The sequence below is a fragment of the Pseudomonas sp. OV226 genome, from assembly GCF_003148705.1.
Taxonomy (GTDB): domain Bacteria; phylum Pseudomonadota; class Gammaproteobacteria; order Pseudomonadales; family Pseudomonadaceae; genus Aquipseudomonas.
The window spans coordinates 1-18,883 of the sequence record NZ_QGGS01000029.1 but is presented as its reverse complement, the minus strand read 5'-3'; the positions used below and the strand labels follow the sequence as shown (position 1 = coordinate 18,883).

At 51.3% G+C, this 18,883-nt stretch carries 16 protein-coding genes and 1 pseudogene; 15 read left to right on the top strand and 2 right to left on the bottom strand.

Going from position 1 to position 18,883, the window contains the following annotated elements:
* The first annotated feature begins 886 nt into the window (after positions 1 to 886).
* The 12 genes from C7534_RS29215 to C7534_RS29155 all read left to right on the top strand — a co-directional run bounded on the left by C7534_RS29215 (position 887) and on the right by C7534_RS29155 (position 12,137).
* Positions 887 to 1,147, top strand: coding sequence for a DUF5339 family protein (locus C7534_RS29215; protein WP_256594839.1), 261 nt, complete (start codon positions 887 to 889; stop codon positions 1,145 to 1,147).
* A 365-nt stretch (positions 1,148 to 1,512) separates the two neighbouring features.
* A complete protein-coding gene (locus C7534_RS29210) occupies positions 1,513 to 2,043 on the top strand; it encodes a hypothetical protein (protein ID WP_109787905.1) in 531 nt (176 codons plus the stop codon).
* Positions 2,043 to 2,870: a DUF1266 domain-containing protein gene (locus C7534_RS29205; RefSeq protein WP_109787904.1), complete on the top strand. Its 828-nt coding sequence runs from the start codon at positions 2,043 to 2,045 to the stop codon at positions 2,868 to 2,870. The genes C7534_RS29210 and C7534_RS29205 overlap by 1 nt, the downstream gene beginning before the upstream one ends.
* Positions 2,871 to 3,133: 263 nt before the next feature.
* Positions 3,134 to 3,556, top strand: a complete 423-nt coding sequence (locus C7534_RS29200; RefSeq protein ID WP_218278090.1) for a hypothetical protein — start codon at positions 3,134 to 3,136, stop codon at positions 3,554 to 3,556.
* A gap of 139 nt (positions 3,557 to 3,695) precedes the next feature.
* Positions 3,696 to 4,112 (top strand): hypothetical protein, encoded by a 417-nt coding sequence (locus tag C7534_RS29195; protein WP_146206208.1) that lies wholly within the window; start codon positions 3,696 to 3,698, stop codon positions 4,110 to 4,112.
* A 1,266-nt stretch (positions 4,113 to 5,378) separates the two neighbouring features.
* The gene (locus C7534_RS32420) at positions 5,379 to 5,894 is read left to right on the top strand and encodes a hypothetical protein (RefSeq protein ID WP_146206207.1); all 516 of its coding nucleotides are present in this window, start codon (positions 5,379 to 5,381) and stop codon (positions 5,892 to 5,894) included.
* Between the two features lie 1,150 nt (positions 5,895 to 7,044).
* The gene (locus C7534_RS29180; protein WP_109787900.1) at positions 7,045 to 7,911 is read left to right on the top strand and encodes a winged helix-turn-helix domain-containing protein; all 867 of its coding nucleotides are present in this window, start codon (positions 7,045 to 7,047) and stop codon (positions 7,909 to 7,911) included.
* The gene (locus tag C7534_RS29175) at positions 7,904 to 8,404 is read left to right on the top strand and encodes a hypothetical protein (protein WP_109787899.1); all 501 of its coding nucleotides are present in this window, start codon (positions 7,904 to 7,906) and stop codon (positions 8,402 to 8,404) included. The genes C7534_RS29180 and C7534_RS29175 overlap by 8 nt, the downstream gene beginning before the upstream one ends.
* A gap of 567 nt (positions 8,405 to 8,971) precedes the next feature.
* Positions 8,972 to 9,814, top strand: coding sequence for a response regulator (locus tag C7534_RS29170; protein WP_109787898.1), 843 nt, complete (start codon positions 8,972 to 8,974; stop codon positions 9,812 to 9,814).
* A 115-nt stretch (positions 9,815 to 9,929) separates the two neighbouring features.
* Positions 9,930 to 10,805 (top strand): winged helix-turn-helix domain-containing protein, encoded by an 876-nt coding sequence (locus C7534_RS29165; RefSeq protein ID WP_109787897.1) that lies wholly within the window; start codon positions 9,930 to 9,932, stop codon positions 10,803 to 10,805.
* Positions 10,798 to 11,295, top strand: a complete 498-nt coding sequence (locus tag C7534_RS29160) for a hypothetical protein (protein ID WP_146206206.1) — start codon at positions 10,798 to 10,800, stop codon at positions 11,293 to 11,295. Before C7534_RS29165 ends, C7534_RS29160 begins: the two co-directional genes overlap by 8 nt.
* Positions 11,296 to 11,708: 413 nt before the next feature.
* Positions 11,709 to 12,137: a response regulator gene (locus tag C7534_RS29155; protein WP_256594838.1), complete on the top strand. Its 429-nt coding sequence runs from the start codon at positions 11,709 to 11,711 to the stop codon at positions 12,135 to 12,137.
* A gap of 722 nt (positions 12,138 to 12,859) precedes the next feature.
* Here the strand turns inward: C7534_RS29155 and C7534_RS29150 are convergent.
* Entirely contained in the window at positions 12,860 to 13,414 is a 555-nt protein-coding gene (locus C7534_RS29150) for a hypothetical protein (RefSeq protein ID WP_146206205.1), read from the bottom strand.
* 95 nt (positions 13,415 to 13,509) lie between these two features.
* Here C7534_RS29150 and C7534_RS29145 point away from each other — a divergent pair, with 95 nt between their 5' ends.
* Positions 13,510 to 13,713 carry a hypothetical protein gene (locus C7534_RS29145; protein ID WP_146206204.1) on the top strand — a complete coding sequence of 68 codons (204 nt, stop codon included), beginning with the start codon at positions 13,510 to 13,512 and terminating at the stop codon, positions 13,711 to 13,713.
* A gap of 130 nt (positions 13,714 to 13,843) precedes the next feature.
* Here the strand turns inward: C7534_RS29145 and C7534_RS29140 are convergent, their stop codons facing one another.
* Complete coding sequence (locus tag C7534_RS29140) at positions 13,844 to 15,322, bottom strand: GGDEF domain-containing protein (protein WP_256594836.1); 1,479 nt, start codon at positions 15,320 to 15,322, stop codon at positions 13,844 to 13,846.
* A gap of 238 nt (positions 15,323 to 15,560) precedes the next feature.
* Here C7534_RS29140 and C7534_RS29135 point away from each other — a divergent pair, with 238 nt between their 5' ends.
* Both C7534_RS29135 and C7534_RS32415 read left to right on the top strand, forming a co-directional pair.
* Positions 15,561 to 18,482: an HD domain-containing phosphohydrolase gene (locus tag C7534_RS29135; protein ID WP_109787891.1), complete on the top strand. Its 2,922-nt coding sequence runs from the start codon at positions 15,561 to 15,563 to the stop codon at positions 18,480 to 18,482.
* A gap of 165 nt (positions 18,483 to 18,647) precedes the next feature.
* Positions 18,648 to 18,883, top strand: a pseudogene (locus C7534_RS32415) (diguanylate cyclase domain-containing protein); the annotation flags it as partial.

Below are 18,883 nucleotides of genomic sequence, written 5' to 3'. Positions count from 1 at the left end.
CCTCAACGTTCCTGGCATTTTCCGATCCCGAAACATTTGGCGTAGACACAGCCCGCGCACTCGTTGCCGTCCTGCAGCTTAAGGACCCGTCTGGCATTAGCCACGCACCACGCACCATGCGCGAGGCTCATACGATGGTGGAAAACGATGCGGCAGCTGGCGGTCACCTGATAGCCACGCCCCCCCCTCCAAAAAAAAACTGCCGAAAACTCGAGCCTTTCCAACGGGCGACGGAGGGTGAGAACAGTGGTTTCGTCGGGAACCTATGCTCAGCCCAGCAAGCTGGTGCTGAATAGAGCACCTGCTAAGTTCCTCTACTATCGCAGAATCTCGGTAGGCAAACTAAAACTTTGCATCAGTGGACCGTGTGCATCGCGCATCAGCAGATGCGCTAGGCGAGCACCATCACACCCAAGGCAGTGGCACGTAATCAACTCTATTCCACGGCACCACCTGACAATCTCGCCGGATGGAATAGGGGGGAGTTTGTAAAATCCAAAGTGTTGTTCAGAAAATCCCTGATGCATATACCATTTATGTGAGTTCTGGTTGATGTCCTAATGGGTCTAACGCTTGGCGCAATCGGTCAATCTTTTCGACGCTTAAGCAGTTCATAATTCAGACCGTGTCAGAACTGGTAGTACTGCAGCTCAAAAATCTTTGAAGGTTTTTGATTGGCAAACTTTTCTGATGCGGTTGAATATTTTCTGTCGAGGGTGTTCGCCAGTGTTTGTTTTGTTTTTTTGTCCGTCTGGCGTCGTGCGCGTGAGTTGATGAAAAAAACCGAGCGATTGGTGGCGGAATTGGAGCATTGTGCTCTTCGTTCTCGTCAGCCAAATATCGATTAAATGATTATTTTTGCTTTAAAAATTATGGGGTAATTAGCATGAAAAAATTTAGTATCGCAATTATGTTGGCATGCCTATCAAGCGCGGCCATGGCCGCAGATGTGTCCCCGTCTTGTGAAGAGTATTTCAAGCAAATTGATCAGTTCGTGTCCTCTAGCCCTCAGGCCGAGGCGATGAAGGCGCAATACGACACCGCAAAAAAACAAATGTCCGAAATGCCAAGCTCTACTCAAGACGCGGCGTGTAAACAGGCATCTGAAATGATGAAGCAAGCGATGGAGAATATGCCTAAAAAATAATTAGCCCCGACTGCTCGGAGTAAATTTATGGATTTTTGGATTCCTATACTAGTGATGGTCCCAATTGTGGCGCTATATCTGTATCTGAAAAAAAAGGGGCTCGTACCATAGATGACGTTAGGGAGTTCACACTCCCTTTCTTTTTGCGGTCCATAATACAAATTTCGCCCTGTTCAGTAAAAATCAATCGTTTGACTTTCTATAAGTATGAGTGTGGGCGGCGGGGTGGGATGCCTGGCTACGGCCTGTAATTTGCCAGAGATCTTGATGATGGCGTCGAGAGAAGCCCGCAATTGAAAGCTGAAAGTTAAAGTGTTGAAATCCATAGGGTGCCCATTGTAATTAAAATAAACTTAGGTGATTCAATGCGAAGCATACCCTATAAAATAGAATACTCCACTCTGGAATTGGTTTTTGGCCTCATCGGTCCAGCGATTATTCTACTTTCAATTTTTTATCCGATTTCGAACCTCAAAATAGGCAAGGTTACGCTTCAACTTCCGCCTGGCGTGGCTAGCGGAGTTCTGGCATTGCTGGGGCTTTACCTCACATATAGTACGGTTAGTTCGATTTTTAAGAAGCGTGCAGCAAATAGTCTAGGTGCTAACATAATTCTTGATGATGAAGCGAGATGCATGAGATTTACAGCAGTCCAGAAGTTTCGCGGTGAATTGGTCACAGTAAACTACGACGCAATAACCACGGTTGTCACCACAATAGTTCAAGAAGATGGCGCGTCAGAACAAGAGAAAAAAATAACATTCACAGTGCCCTCGATGACACCAAATAAATTCGAGTTTGATGCTGATCATATGGTGCGAGACTCGGACTTTGATGATTTGGTGAGCATGCTAAAATATCAAGCGGTTAATGCAACTTTTAGGGTGAACCAATAATGAATATAAAGTATTTTTTTAGCACGCTATTTCAGGCGTTGTCTGGTAAAAAGTACCGCAAACACCCCGATAGTGCAGTTATGGATAAGGCAGAACAGCGAGCTATTCATGCAGGACTCATCAATAGTGAGCAGATCATGGCGTATTGCGATAGCTATACAACAGGTTTGACGGATGTGAGGCTAGTTGAAGGGCTTGGTTCTTACTGGGATATATGTTCACCAGTGCAGGCTCATGAAAGGCTGGCATGGTTGAGCCAGGATGGACACCGCTTTTTGTACGATATTATTTTTCGGGTTTACAGCGAGGGCGCGTTAGAAAATTCTGGACAGCGAGTTCTTAATGCATTAATTGATAGTGGTCGATACGGCTCGCCGAAATTCGTGCTAGAGCAGTTCTCTGCGGAGGCCTCATCTGAAGTAAAACACAAAGTATATTCAGCGTTTGAATCCGCTATGAGTCTACTGGAGAATTTCAAGTCGGTTTTTCGCACGCTTCAGGATAAGGTCAATGGACAATATCTCCTCAAAGATTATGAAGCGGGTATTTTAGCGTGGGATTTGGGCCGCTTAGTCACCGTGGCACGAATGTCGTTTGATCGTGGTTATATTTCGAAGCTCGAACTTTGTCGTATTTTGGTGCGCGTTGATAGTGAGATGCGGGAGAGTTTTTCGTCGTGGTCGCAGTTTGCCAAAAGCTATATTATCGGAAGAGCGAGTTGGTCGGGGCAGAACAATACTTTAGACGTAATTATCTCTATTGCTGAAGACTTAATGACTGATGAGGATAGTCCTTGGGTGTTGTCGTCGCAATTATCTATACATTAAGGCGACTAGCGGTTGTGTGCGACACTTTACTCGCGCACTAGTATTTTCACCAGCTTCTGCCTCTCAAGTCACTGATAATGATTTTTGAGGAGTCACTGGTGGAATGCAATTGTTGGACGCTCGACACGAAATCACCATAAGCGAAATATTTAGATTTAGAGCTTTCACGATAGAGCTTATTTATTATTAGCTGGGTGGTAGGTAGCTCAACTTCAATGTTTGGCACGGCAAGTGAATTTTGTCGGTATGTGTGGTGTCACTATATGTCGGAATATTCTGTTTGCCCGATCGAATTTTCAACTGTAAAAAAGCGCAAACTTTATGCCCTTGCGGACAGGCTAAAGGAAAAAGGATCGGAGGTCATCGATTGCTGCGTCGATTTCGTTGTGGCCGAAAGTAAAGGTAATGGTCACGGCAGGGTAAGGGCCCTAATGTCGCGTCGTTTGAAACACTGCGCATTGAGTTGCGCGAGCCAAACCAAGCTCTTGGGGTGCATCCTGCAGCGCCTCCAATCTGGAGAGTTCTCCGAGCAGTTTAAAGATCAGCTTCGCCTGGCGATGCACCTCGACCTAAAGCAAACCTCTGCCGCCTGCGTTCGCGCGGCGTCGAGCGAGTTAGCTCATGTACGACGCTATGCGGCATGGGGAGACACTGCAATACACCATAGGATGACACCTGGTGCGTAATGCATACGTCGCAGTGACCACGATTTTATTTTTGACTGCTTGCAGCCCACTGCATGGGGCACAGTCATCCACCCCATCCGTGTCTGCGGTTGACAGCACGTTGGCGTGGCCAACGGTTGTACCCACGCAAGACATCATATTGCTGCCTGCCGTTGTATACGGTGTTTCACCTCAAGGTGATCAGCTATCGGAAGCCGATGACGCATGCGGTGTGCTCAACTTGTTGTATTCAGCCGTCTATGATCGGCTGGAGACGCGATTTAAACTCATGTCTTCCGCGAGCAATGCCAACTCGAAGAATGCTCGGCTAAAACTTACGATCGTAAACCTGGTGACCATCAGTCCTGGTGGCCCCACCATCGTGATGGCCGATGCCCAGTTCGAACGAGCCGAACAACCGACAGCGCAGTATCGAGCCCTGCGCCAACGGAGCATAAAGGCGTCTGAAATCACAACTGAGACCACGGAATGCAGCATGATCGAGGCGATAGTCGACGGATTAGCCGTGGATATTACGACGTGGATGCTCACCCAATCCTTTGCCGAGCCGCCATGAGCAGGTTCAGCAAAAGCCTACTCTCCACCGTGATGCTGTTTGCCTGCGTGACCATGCGCACTGTGACGTCCTGGGAGGGCGAACCCTCGATGATGAGCTATGGCTTCCGCTCCCTTGGTACACCCCGAGTATGGCCACGTCGCGGGCCTATACGATAGCCGTTGGCCCGCTGCTGCTCGACTTTTTCATCTATTTCGTCATTTGCTGGGGGCTGTCAACGCTCGTAGAGGTGAAGAGGGTAATGCCACCTAACTTCGGTCGTGTATGGGAAGGGTTACGATGGATTGGGGGGATCGCTTCAGTCGGCGTTCTATCAGTGATCATGTTAACGGGAGATCAATTTACGGCGTGGACGCTGAACAACTACTTTGGCGAGCGCGCGACGCGTAGTCAGCATGTCCATTTATTTTGGGCTTCATAGCAGGTCGAGTTGGCTGTTTGGCATTGCCAAAAGGGCTCACTGCTGAAGATACGATGGACAAAATGGCAATTGGCAGCACCAGATCATCGTCAGTGAGGCGCACGGCATCGATGATGTGGCCCAGAAGTCCTTTCATGGTGGTTGTCGGAAATGATCCTTGCGAGTGAGCCAACCCCTTACTCGTATCTAAAATTTACTTTCCGGATTCGACCCATTTATGATCTCTATGGCTAAGAATGAGCTCCGATGCACGAATCTGATTGAACGATCAAATTCAATAAGGAAGGCCGTTATACGGTTTTTACAGCTGTCATGCTTGCTGTTGTTTATTAATTTTTCGGTGTTGGTCTTCTTTTATGATTGGATGCAATTTACGCAGTGCCTGGATAGTGATTTAGGGGCGAGAGAAAAACCGTTTTTTTATTTTGATTTTTTCGGCTTCGAATATGCGTCGAATCTTATGAGTCCTTGCCTTATTAAATATTGCGTCGGAATTTTTTCCTTTAGTATTTTTTATAGCGCATACTGGGAGTTTGTAGTCATGCATAAGGCAAAAACCACAATGCTTATCATGTGGTTTTTAGTCGTAATGGTTGCGTTAGGGGCAGTATTTTTTACTGTTGACGTTATTTTATGTGACTACGACCCCCAAAAAATAGCTATATTTTCTTTGATGTTTGAGTATTTTAGCTATCTCTCGATTGCGATCGTTTACTTTGTTGAGGGGTACGTAAGAGATGGGATTATTTTTTTTGCTATTACCATTTCTAGCGCTTTTTTTTGGAGTCGAAGGGCGAAGTGCTAATCGATCAGGAGGGGGTGATGTGAGGTCATATGGAAATATATTGTATGTTGTTTTGATGTCGCTTTCTTTTAGTACGTGGGCTGACTGCCCCGAAGCTATTCCCAGCTTGATGGATAATCTCAGCAGGCCAATGTTCAAGGGTAACGAAATTATTGCGGTAGTAAAAGGTACCTTGGGTACTGAAGGAGATGAGGGCGGTTTTTTGGTCAGCACTGTTGAGGTGACTCAATCCTACGGCTTAGCAATTCCGAAAGGAAAATATTTGATTAGCTACACGTCTCATTGGGGGAATGGTTGCATTTTTGAAGAAGATAGGCCAAGGCGACCAGATGAAAATGAAATTGAAAAAGGCTTACAGGTCTACTTTGCGGTATCTCGATTTTACGGCCGTACTTTGGTCACGCCAGAATATGAGAGTCATGGCCTTTTTCTAGTTGATAACGAAATTCACTATGAAGACCCAGAAGGTACAAAGCGACACATTGAACAAGTCCTGTTTGAGCGAAACGTATTGACCGGTCTACCCAAAAAACTCTGGATAACTGAGCATCCTTAATAAATCGGTTTCGCAATGTGCGAGTCGCTGAAGTCTTACAATATGTTACAGAAGCTAAAATTGAATTAATGCATTGGTATTTGAGTGGGTGGTTAGCGATGAGGTTTTTTACAATGTGAGTTATAGCGCGATAGCGACAATATTTTGTAATTTTTTTGCCTAGTTTAAATGATTTTGTTGACTCAGATCGGGGGTTACACTTACCTTCAGGACGTGTAGGCCCATGATGCAGACCCCATTTCCATAGCTCATTCAACGACAGCTTGTTGTCCCGATTGCTATCCAATGTGAAATAGGAGTTTTCAGTCGTGATAGGCTCAGTGAGAGTGCCGCCGTAATCTCCTAGCTTCTCAGCCGCCGCCAGTAACTCCGATTTCTGCAGAAAACCGTCGTTATTACTGTCGTGATCGCCAAAGAAACGCTGGAAGTCGAGCGATGCAGGTTCGCAGCCTGAGTGGCGATGGGCATGCCTAGGACCAGCAGAAGGGTAAGCCGGAACAGGGGGTATAGATATGTACCTAAAGTTGCGGCAGCAAGTGAGGGGGGCTAGGCCGAATCAGGATGAAAAATCCTCCCTGAAAAGCTCGACGGGTGCGCCATCTGTAGTGGCGGATGTACGTGACGCTGTTGCCCTAATGGCCCTTAACCTGCCCGTTTGGTAGATGACTTCGCCAGCTGCTTACGTTACCGGCTCCGCATGTCTAGGTAGGAAACGGCTGATGGAACAGCCGGTTTCATCAGGTCGTACCTTCTCCTGTGAAACAGAAACTCAATCGACTTTCAGGTCGCACAAACATGTTTTTTGGCCAGGTCGATCTCAACAGTTCTGATTTTCATGGCTGATTACCCCTTCATGCTAGTGGATGGCGGCACCATTCACGCTGGCACAGAGATGCGATCGTGGGCAGCGGCGCCCATCTCTTTTAAACTCAAGCCGGTGTAACTACCCTGCCGCTCATGCCCCGATTGAGCCGTCGCGACGAAACAGTGACGCACAACAAACGAGTTGTAATGTATGCGCAGTGTGTCTGCTGGTGCGGGGGAGGTTATTTTGCAAAAACTATGGCGTAAGGCCGAAACGGCCGCTTAACTCCAAAGTGAGCAGTTCGGCGATTCCGAACCGCGCGCTCCTCTTGTCTATCGGAGTGCTATGGGCCAGGTATTGATTGATCAGCAGTTGGTGTTCGATGAAGACAATTTCCTCTTATTTCGATCGGATGCTAACGGTCAGGAGCCTTTGCGCTTAGGGTCCATTGCGAGTCGGTGCCTAGCCATGCTTCTTAGCTCAAGTGGCGCGGTGGTGCGTAAGCGAGAGCTGATGGATGGGGCGTGGGGAGCCTACGGGCTTGAGGTGACGGACAATAGTTTGGCCCAGGTTATCCGGCAACTACGTCTAGCGCTGGGGCAGTTATGCCCTGATCGCGAGTTTATCCAAACCTTGCCGCGCATAGGTTATAAACTCTGTGAAGGAGTGAAGGTAGAAGTGTTGTCGGTATCTTCCCGGCCGACAGAAATGTCATGTGAGAATGTGGGAACCAACGAATTACCTCCTGCTGTCGAGCCATCGGGAGTTGCTGATGTTGAGGGTGGGCCGCGTGCACCATCCGTCAACACCACGCGGCTAAGCAAGATGTCGTCAAGATTGCCCTTGGTGTCATCGACATTGTCATGGCAACAGTGGGTGGTGTGGCTGTCATTGCCATTGTGGGGAGGTGGGGCTTTTTTCATGGGGCAAGCTTGGTGGATGCCTTTGGATGTTGCTGCTCTGGATTACGCTGCTCCGGTGGTGATTGGTGGCACTCATGTACATCCTCTCCTTACGGGAATTGACGTTCTGTCGCAGTCGCAATTGCATGGCATTGTCGAGCGCAATAGAACGCTGGCCGCGAGGATTGGGTTGTCAGCGGAGAATCTGCATCTGTATTTGATCTCGTCGCGTCAAATGGTCAGTCAAATCCTTTGCAATGGGGAGTTAGAAAAGGCTGCTAGTCGTTGTGTTGGCGTTCAACATGATTAAGCACCTGCGCAATATAGTATGGCTGGTTGCGTTCGCTCTAACGGTGATATTGGGCCTGATGTTGGGTCGTTTATCGGCAGAGCGCCAGGAAAGTCTCGACTTTTGGTGCGTTGGGGAGAGTGCCCGCCAAGTGATAATGAGTTCTAATTCCGCTTGGTTAATTACACGCTTCAGATTGAGTTTAAATCCGGTCGGGCCAAGCCATATGCGCATGATGGCACATGTGCTAGATGCCGACTCCGGAGCAGTAATCGGTAGTTTGCAGCGCAACAGTGCATTTTTAATGGAGAGGCAAGGAGCTCGCTTGCAAATCAGCGTATTGCAAAGCGCTAAAGGCGACGGAGAGGATTCAGGGGTTGATCTCCAAAGGTCTTTGGGGATGTTTATTTTCCAGTCAAGCGCTAACCTCAGCTATTGGATTCGCCCGCTAACTGCCGCGCGCTATTTAATCGACGATGGTAATGACACTTTCATCTTGTGCAGTAGACGTTAGTACCGGAAGCAGTTGCCGCGCTGAATGTGTGGCCAGTGGTAACACCAGATTCTGCTTGACGATAAGGCGTATCTATTCGCTTCGTATCTTTAATTACGCTGGTGATCCCGTGCTGGCGCCGAATACCGCACATGAGATTGGCGTATTCGGTCGTATCGCTGGCGCAATCTGACCAGAATTCCTAGCAATCATACTTTAATATCTGTGGTCATTATAAGGATCAGGCACCGGCATTTAAAATATTGGACGCGCGCTGCAAAAAAAATCGACTATTGGATTCGCCTGGCAATTTGGGTTTTCCTAAAAGGTTATTGGCGCGTGCGATTACTTGTAGCAATGGGGTGCAGTTATTGTTTCGCTAGTAGGCGATTTTCAGGTGATTGCCTGAGTCGACCAGCATTTCTACTTTTCATGATGTTGCCTTGTGACGCTTTTCGAACAGTGAAAACGGGTGATTTAAGTTTTTAGTGTCTTCATGTCAGCAGGCTGTTGGTTGGCTATGCGTACTATCATCGCTAGTGTTTGCCTGGATCAAATATATTTAGAGTCTCATTGGCAGGAGCTTGGATGACTTTGTCGGACGCAGTAATTCTTGTTGTTGATAGTGCCAGTTCAACGTGTGCGGCCATCGCTGCTCGGCTGGGTGTACTGGGTGTCCGTCGAGTGTTAATGGCCAGCAATAGCTTGCAGGCGTTAAAGATAGTCCGATCGTGCCCAGTCGATATGGTCATTGCTGAAAAAAACATGCCTTCGGTGGACGGTATGACATTTTTTCAATTGCTGCGTCGACGTAAGTATCTGGAGCGTTTGCCATGCATCCTGATGCTGGGCGAGGAAGAGCTTGATCAAATTCACGAGCTTATCGCTAGCGGTGTCGCTGGTGTTCTGCTGAAGCCTGTTCTTGCCGCGGATATTGATTTGTGCATCGAACGCGCCATGCAATATTTGACTAGTACTGCGCGGATGCGGGGCCCATCTGAGTACTCTGGTGCTCGTGTAATGGGCGAGCATCCTGGTCGACCTACGCTGCTTGTTGTCGATGATACGCCTAATAACCTGAGTCTGACGGCTGAATTATTTACAAATGACTATCGGGTTCAGGTCACGCGATATGGTCACGAAGCGCTTGCGATATGCACTTCGTTTTCGCCGCCGGACCTGCTGTTGCTTGACGTGATGATGCCGGGAATGGACGGTTTTGAGCTCGCCAGTCGCTTAGCCAAAGATGCTCGCACCTCTCGCATCCCTATTATTTTTATCTCTGCCATTGGTGATCCACTAGTCAGACGCAAAGGTCTGGAGCTCGGTGCGATTCACTTTGAAACAAAGCCTATTGAGCCAGAAGCCTTTAAGTTGAGGGTAGATAATCAGTTTCGACATTTTTCACAGCAGCGGGGGTTCCTGGTTTGACGTTGAGTGAGAGGGGCCTGGGAGGGGCGAGCAGGGGCGGCAATCGACCGAGCGTGCGCGCTGAGTATCTAAAGTTCGACAAAGGGCGTTCTGCTTTCGCTGGTGGAGGGGTGCCATGGGGCAAGTGCTGATCGATGAGCAACTTATATTTGATGAGGACCGCTTTCTATTGTTTCGTGTAGGCGCCCTTGATGAAGAGCCCTTGCGCTTAGGGGCAATTGCGAGTCGGTGTTTTTCAGTAATGCTTAAATCGAAAGACGAGGTGGTGCGCAAGCGCGAGCTAATGGCTGGGGCGTGGGGAAGTTATGGTCTGGAGGTCACCGACAATAGTCTTGCTCAAGTGGTCCGGCAATTGCGGTTGGCGCTAGAAAAGCTTCAGCCAGATCGCGACTTTATTCAAACCGTTCCCCGAATTGGGTACCGGCTCACTGATGGAGTGAGAGTTGAAGAGTTGTCGAGCGAACCGCTGAGCACACTGATCACATGTGAGGGGGCGCTGGTTAGCGAGACTTTCGTTCAGGTTGGGCAGCGCGAAGCATGCGGCAACGACAGAGCGGTACAAGTACCGTCGATGTCGGAGGTGAAAGTGCTTAGTTCAGAGAGGCTGGGCGTGCGCGTGTCGCGTGCGCTGAGCATGTCTTCGCATGGGAGGGGCTGGCTCGCATTGCTCGTATGGGGGCTCTCGGCATTTATGTTGGGGGCTATCGGATTGATCCCTGGCAGTGGTTCTGCACAATTGGATTTTGCAGCCCCCTCAACTATAAGCGGAGTCCAAGTCTATCGTTCGACGTCGGATTTTAACCCTCAGACTACATCATCCTTCCAGTCATTAATCCCGCGCAGTCAGAAAATAGCCGTGTTGCTCGGTATCTCATTCGACAGGCTCCATCTTTATCTTTTGCCCGCAAGCGGCGGGATGGGGCAAATATTTTGTGACGGTGAATTACAGTCTCCTCAGAGCCGTTGTATTGGGGTGCAACCGCGTGGTTAGTCCCCCTGAATCTTTCTGGTGGTCGTTGCTCTTTATTGTTGTTGGTCTATCCGGCGTGCTGCTCGGGGAATGCGTGCGCGAGCAGGTCAGCCGTGATCTATGGTGCGAAGGCGAGGGCGCGCATGAGATTCTTGCCAAGACGCGTTCGCTGTGGCTGTTGGCGCGCTATCGATTGGATTTGAAGCCTGGCGGGCTTAGCGGCATAGGGCTAAGCGGTCGCTTCATCGACGGTGACACCAGGGAGGAAATTGGAGAGATACATCGCCAAAGCGTTTTTCGAATGGACCAAAACAACAGCCGTTTACACATCGATGTTGTGGGCAGCAACAAAAGTGACACGGAGGGTTCGAGTCCGGAGTGGTTTAACTCATTAGGAATGTTCATTTTTCAGCCTAAAAGCGATCTGAGTTTTAAAATCCAATCGGTAGGCTCGACGCGCTACCTGATTGATGATGGCAGCGGCTTTTTTATGCTGTGCACTCGGCGATGAGATGAATGCTCACACAGAATTGGCGCATTCGGTCTTGCGAGTGACGCATTCAGTCAATCGCGCAGGACCAGTTAAGGGTACCCTCCCCAGGGAGGTATGGACCCTCTACTTTTTTGACGTGGATCGACAGATTTTGGTTTGGTGTCGTCACGCGTTGCTCGAATAAAAGTTGGCGAGCTAGGAGGGCTGGGGCCGGCTATTTTTGAATGTATGAGAATCAAATGCTCAGTGGTGTGTATACGGCGATTCAAAAGCTAATATCCAGTTTTGGTTGGTTTTTTCTGTAACTTAATGTCGTGCCTCAATGCCCTTGATGGGGCAGGATGAAAACGGACTGTAACCATCCTGTAGAATGTTTTTTGGTGGCGAATTAATATCATCACAATCTTTCAAGATTTAAGTGGAGTTCTTCATTGGAAAGTAATAGCTCATTGTTAAAATCGACCATTTTGGTCGTAGATGATACGCCGGAAAATCTTTGGTTTATGAGTTCGCTGCTCAAGAGTCGTTATCATGTCAAAATTGCAACTAACGGTTTAAAAGCAATAGAAATCGCGAGGGCTCACCCGCAGCCGGATCTGATTTTGCTCGATATTGTGATGCCGGAAATGGATGGCTATGAGGTGTGCCTCACTCTGAAGGGGGCAGCGGAGACGAATGATATTCCTATCATCTTCTTGACTGGGCGTGCCACAGCTGAAGATGAGGCGCATGGCAGGATGATTGGTGCTATTGATTACATTACAAAACCCATTGATTCAGATCGGGTTCTAGCGAGCATTGACGCACATCTTACCGCTATTGCGATGGCAAACGCCTGTGAAAAAAAACACAGCCAATGAGTTTAGGGATTATTACAAAACCTGCATAGCAGTCCCGGCTTGGCTGTATAGTGAGTGAATGCACAAACGGTTATGATTCTGGTGTACTTCTCAGTTAGGCACTCGCGCCCTCGAATTAGCGGAACCGCCAGCAACCTCCTCCTGGCAGAACGCTCGATCCCTCAGCCTATTCTGACATCGTGGCGCACCATTGATTGGCGCTAGCGCCACGCGCCTGCCAGAGATGCCCCTCACGACAGCGAAAGTCATGTTTTTCTCTCACGCCTAAATACTTGGCGCGAGGCATTCCCCGTTAAGACGTTTAGCTGCCCGCCGCAGGCGCTTCAGGCCAATGGCGCGTGCCATAAGGGCGCGCTTGTGCATGCCCTCAGTGCAGTATCATTTCTCTCCCAGTCGGAAACGACCCGGATTAAAAAACTTCATCTAGTCTTCAAACACACTCATCCTGTTTGAGCTGCTCCACTATGGCGACTAAGTGTCTGAAACGACCAGGCGATATTCTGTCTGTCATCGTCGTAATACTGGCAGTCATGTCAATAGTCCTTAATGTCCACGCAGAAACAGTGACGGGCGGGGGCAGCGGTGGCCTGAACTCTGGAATTGGTGGGAGTGGAGGCGCTGGAAACGGTCAGGGCGGCGGGGTAAACCCACCAAACGGCGCCGCTGGGGAGAGTTCGGAGGAGGGACTGGCGGAGCTGTAGGGGCGTTAGTTCGGCCGCAATTCAAGCGGTGACCCGGTGTCCAGCGGCGATAGCGCTAACACCGGAACCAGTACCGGCATCGATGCTGTCGAACACATCACTGTCACCAATAGCGACAGCATCACTGGTGGAATCGGAGGTGGTACGGGCGATGGCGGCGCCGGCATTCGTTGGATATACCGGAAGCACATTACCAACGCGAGCGGTGGCTCGATCAACGGAGGCAATGGTACTTCTTCCGCTGTTGGCGGCGTGGCACGCCTGCAGTCGATTGAACATATTGACCTGACCGGTAGTGGCAACAATACCTTGCAACTGACGGTGCAGGACGTGCTGGATCTGTCGCAGAGCAACCAGCTGGTGGTCGATGGCATTTTGTATCGCCCAAGGCTGCATCCACACCGGCGTCATGAATGCCAATGGCCACACCACACCGGTTCGAACGGCGCAGAAACCGCCCAATTGCTGATCGATCACGATCGACCGTTCAGAAGTGGCCGGCGGGGTCACACCGCCGATTTGATTGGTGCTGGCCTTGGACAGAGGTATCGCAGGCGACGGCGTAACCTTGAACAACACGGTCGTCGTAGACGGCCTTCAACCCGGCACGAGTTGGAAATACAGCAGAGACGGTGGCAATACCTGGACTGCCGGCACGGGCAGCAGCGCGCATGCCTATGCGGTGCGGCAGCCTCGTCATCAGTGTGCTTCAATATTATTCGCTGGACACGATGGTCGCCGCCCCGCAAATCGTGGTGGCCGACGCAAACGGCGACAACCTCCCTGAAGAATCCGGCAAGGCCGAAGCAGGCAGCACCGTCACGGTAAAATGGCCAGACGGTAGCAGCATCCAGGGGCTGACAGATATCAACTAAAAATACTTCGCTGTGCAAGCGATACACAGCCTTCATAGCACATGATGACGTGATCCATATCCGAGTACCGACCAGTTCAAGGACGCTTTTGAGAGCAGTAGTTATACTGCGATCGGTTTGGATGTGCTCCTTAATTGGCAGTAGATAAGCATGCATCACTCACACAACGGTCACGTCCTCGCTGTTTGGCTTGATACAGCAAAAGATCGGCTCGGATAAGCATGGCTTGCATGTTGTCTTCTGGGCCCCGCCAAGCGGTGACACCGATGCTACAGGTGATGCTAATACGTGTTCCGGCATAGTTCAGCGTTGAACCACGCAAGACCTGCAATAAGCGCTCGGCCATCGATTGCGCGCCAGTCAGATCAGTATTCGGAAGCAGGACGAGGAATTCTTCGCCACCTATGCGGGCGAGTAGGTCATGTTGGCGCAAAGTCTGGCTCAGTAGCTGGGCAAAAAACTTCAGTACCTCATCTCCCCCGTCATGGCCGTAGGTATCATTGACCCGTTTGAAATGGTCAATATCCAGCATCAATATACACAACGGACTAGGCGTACGCTGGGCCCTGGCCAATTCCGCCTCTGCCAATGCCATAGCCTCCCGTCGGTTGTATAACCCAGTAAGAAAGTCGCGGGTAGCCGCTCTATGCTGTATCCCGTAAGCATCAATCAATTGCCCCGACAGCCAAATGATCAACAACACACTGGCAAGCATGCCAACCATCATTAATAAACCGAGACCATTCCAGCTCAGGAACAGCGACAGGAAACTCGGTGCCAGTGGTTCACTATAGAATTCCAGGTGCAGGGCATGTTGTGGATCCACCATGTCGCGGACAAAACGCTCCTCGCCTTGTTCCTCGGAAAGGTGTGTGGGCCAGTCGGCTGCTGTGACCGGTGTCAAATCTGCCTTGTCATCGGTGAAATGAACGTCGATATACAAGGGGGGCTCATGTCCGTGGCTCACAGCGACATGCACGACAAGCGCATCGACAAACGCCGGTCCGATGGCTGAGCGCGGTGGCAGCGGTAATGGCTGTAACCGGGTCTGTGTTTCCCGGATCACCGCGTAACGCCCGGTGCAGCTGTAGCCCAGAAGTTGCCGGCTAGTCATCTGGATGCCGCCCTTCGTCAGGCGCATTTGTGGTGCCAGCGGACTGGGTAGAGGCGCCATTTGATGGATGGGTACTCGTAATGTGTATTGAGACAGCTCCTCGATACCTTCAGTCCGGGTCTCTGTGGCGCGCTGCTGCTCGGCAATGTACTGGTCTGGCAGACACCCGGTCGGCAGGGGGTTTGCTAGAAGCAGAGAATGTTGCAGTTTATGGGTCGCCAGTTGGCGTACCAGGGTGGAATAGCCCCAACTGCTTCGATGAGCCAATAATACCTGCTGACCCTCCAGCAGCAGAGCGCGCTGGCGGTGATAACGGTCGGCCACCCCGATAACGGCAATCACGATCAAGATTGCCCCTATAATCCAGCAACCAACCTTGACGGCGCGCGCATACTCGATTATCCACCTCATGATTGTCACTCCGGCAGGGCATTGGCAGTGCTTATCTAGCAATCCCGTTGCCAGACAGTCGAGCACCTGCTCAGCGTAGATCATTTAAAGGTGTAGTCATCTGGCCGAGTCATGCCGGTATCGCAGCGATTTTGCTCCCACTGTCCTGAGATGACATCGAACTGCGCGTAAACATCGATTACACCCTTTGGCGCTGCAGTAGTCGTACGACAGTAGCTTTTTTGATGGTTTGCTAGACTGACCGTGCGCAGGACTTAGGCCCGCCGCAGATGCCCCGGCAGTTCTCTGGAGGTTTCGTGCTGCACCCGTCGAGGGAAGTTCGATGCAAACGCACAGAAGTTACCCGCTTCACATTCATCTCTGGGCGCTGTTCGGGGCCGTTGTGCTGGTGGTCGGAGCGCTGACGTGCGGCATCAATTTCATGATGACCAAGACAGCCCTGGAAGTCGCCGCATCCGATGCTATGAATCAGATCAGCGATGATATACGCGACAAGATAGAAGAGACCGTGACACCAGCGCGGATCGCAGTCGAGCTTATCAGCCACAGCTCGCTGACCGATTCAACCTCTCTCGATCAACGTCTGCAGCATCTGGCGCTGGTTCGTGATGCGTTGGGATTATCGCCACTATTGCTATCGCTCTACATTGGTTATGCAGACGGTAGCGTCTTCGTTGTCACACCGCTGCGCGACGATTCAACCCGCTTGACCTTTCACGCGCCGCCGCAAGCCAGCTACGTCATTAACAGTGTCGAACGGGGTAGTGGTACGCAGCAAGGCAAGCTCTATTTTCTCGATTCCAATCTCACGACTCTCTCGGTCCAGGACGACATGGATTTTGCTTCCAACTTCGATCCCAGAGAACGGTCGTGGTACACCAGAGCCATGGCGGCGGGATCGCTCATTCGCACCGAGGCCTATACGTTTTTTATCGACCGAGTGGTCGGCGCAACGTTCGCCATCCCTACTGATAACCGCCGCGCGGTGGTGGGTGGCGATTTCCGACTGGATTCACTCGGGCAAATGCTCGCGCGCAAGGAGACCACTGCGCGCTCGGTGGCCGCTGTACTAGATGGCAGTGGCCAGGTCATCGCGATCGACAGAAAACTCCCTGAATCCTTATCGACCACAGAGTCCATCCGGACGGACCGACTCACGGTCGCCAGTGAGTATCGGGTCCCCATCCTGACGCTTCTTGCGAACGGCATCGGGGCATTGGGTAATGCGCCCCGCCGGCAGGAAGTGACAGCCGCGGGCGGCGAGAAGTGGTACACGACCATCGACCGGTTGACAGCAGACGACGGTAAATCCCTGTTCCTGGTCTCCGCTATCCCAAAAGACGAGTTGCTCAAAGGTGCCAGGCAGCGGGCGTGGATTGGGATGGCGGCTACCGTCATTGTCATATTGCTTGCGATACCCTTGATCTGGTTTGCGGCGCGATACATTTCCCGGTCCTTGCAAGCGCTTGCGGACGGGGTCGAAGCCGTACGCAGGTTCGATTTCCACCAGCCGGTTTCCGTCCCGTCGCGCATCAGTGAGGTGCATGATCTTGGTCACGCAACCGAGGAAATGCGGCAAACGATCCAACGCTTCTTGTTGATCGCGCAAGCTGTGTCCGCGGAAACCCGGCTCGATCACCTTCTGCCTTTGCTTTTGCGTAAAACCCTCAATGCAGCGGGTGGCAATGCAGGCGTACTGTACCTGGTGGAAGGCAGCGCTTTGACGGTCGCCGCAGCGTTTGATCGCGATGGCAAAAATGTAACGCAAGCTGTGGCGAACACTTCAATTGAGCAAGCACTGCCTGTGATCGGCTCTGCCGCCCGCGCAAACGTTTCGCAAACGCGCTATTTCACGGTTGATGAAATCCGTGATGCGAACCTCGAAATGTTGACATCGGCTCAGTCACCTCACGTTGCAGCCATTCCGCTTGCCACTCGCCAAGACGAGCTGTTGGGCGTCATTCTGATACTGCGCGACACCCCGCTTGAAACTGCGCAGCTAGCCTTTGTCAGTACACTGGCCGGCCTGTGCACTGGCTCACTTGAGATGCAGGGGCTGACGAAAGCTCAGCGTGATCTGTTCGACGCGTTCATTCGCCTACTGGCTGGCGCTATCGATGCGAAGAGCCCGCACACCGGCGGCCACTGCGAGCGCGTGCCAGAAATGGTCAAGATGCTGGCCAAAGCAGCCTGCGATGCCACCGAAGGTCCCTACGAGTCGTTCGGGATGACGGATAAACAATGGGAAGCCCTGCACGTCGCCGCCTGGTTACACGACTGCGGCAAGGTGACGACCCCCGAGTACATTATCGACAAGGCGACAAAGCTGGAGACTCTCTACGACCGGATTCACGAAATCCGCATGCGCTTCGAGGTACTCAAACGCGATGCCGAGATAACGTATCTGCATTCAGTCGCCGCCGGCGAACCCGACGAGGCAGCGCGCACGCGACGTGACGCCGAATTAAAGGTGCTAGACGACGACTTCGCGTTCGTCGCCACTTGCAACCAGGGCGGCGAGTTCATGGACTCAGCGCATAAAGCCAGATTGCTGCAGGTCGCTGGTCGTACGTGGCTTCGGACTCTGGACGATCGTATTGGTCTCTCGCAAGAAGAACTGGCACGTAAGGCTCACTATCCGGCAGCGCCGCTACCTGCAATGGAGCCACTGCTGGCCGATAAGCCCGAACACGTCATCGCGCGAACAACGCATGACACGATCCCGGCGGATAATCCATGGGGCTTCAAGCGCAATACGCCCAAGGCTTTGTACGACCGGGGCGAGCTGCACAATCTGCAAGTGGGAAGGGGAACGCTCTCGGACGAAGAGCGCTTCAAGATCGAAGACCACATCGTGCAGACGCAAATTATGCTGTCGCGCTTGCCGTTCCCCAAGGAGCTACGCCAGGTACCGGAGATCGCCGGCAATCATCACGAGAAGATGGATGGCACCGGATATCCCCGACAACTGGGTCGGGAAGACATGAGCCCGTTGGCGAGAATGTTGGCCATTGCTGATGTTTTCGAGGCGCTCACAGCAGCAGATCGGCCATACAGACGGGCGAAGAGCCTGTCCGAGGCGGTCCACATCATGTCGATAGCCAGGGCGCAGCAGCACATCGATCCGGACCTATTCGATCTCTTTCTGACATCCGGGGTGTACCGGCGTTATGCCGAGCGCTATATGCAACCGGAGCAGATTGATGACGTTGATATTGCACAGTACCTGAGGGCGAACGCATGAACATGCGGCCGGCGCAACTCGGCGCCACAAATCCGCAATCAGCCACGCCTCTGAATTGATATTATGAGCCTCATTTTGAAATAGGCGATTGGCTGACAGCAATGCTGCTATCGTTTCAGTGGTGCTGGCTACGAGCTATTTGGCTGCCCTTCAGGGGACCGCAACATGCCGACTTCATCTCCCCGCATTGCTATTCTTGGTCATGTCACTTCAAGTTTTGGTTCCTTGGAACTGGAGCGCTTTGCCGATCTGGACAGCCTTTTAGCCGTTCCCGCGTTTGATGTGTTGTTGCTTGACATGCCGGGAGCCTCGGCAGGGAAATTGCTTCGCAAGCTGCGCATAGATACTTCCTATCGATTCAGTTTGATTTACTGCTGCCGTGATTTGGATGGTTGGTGCGA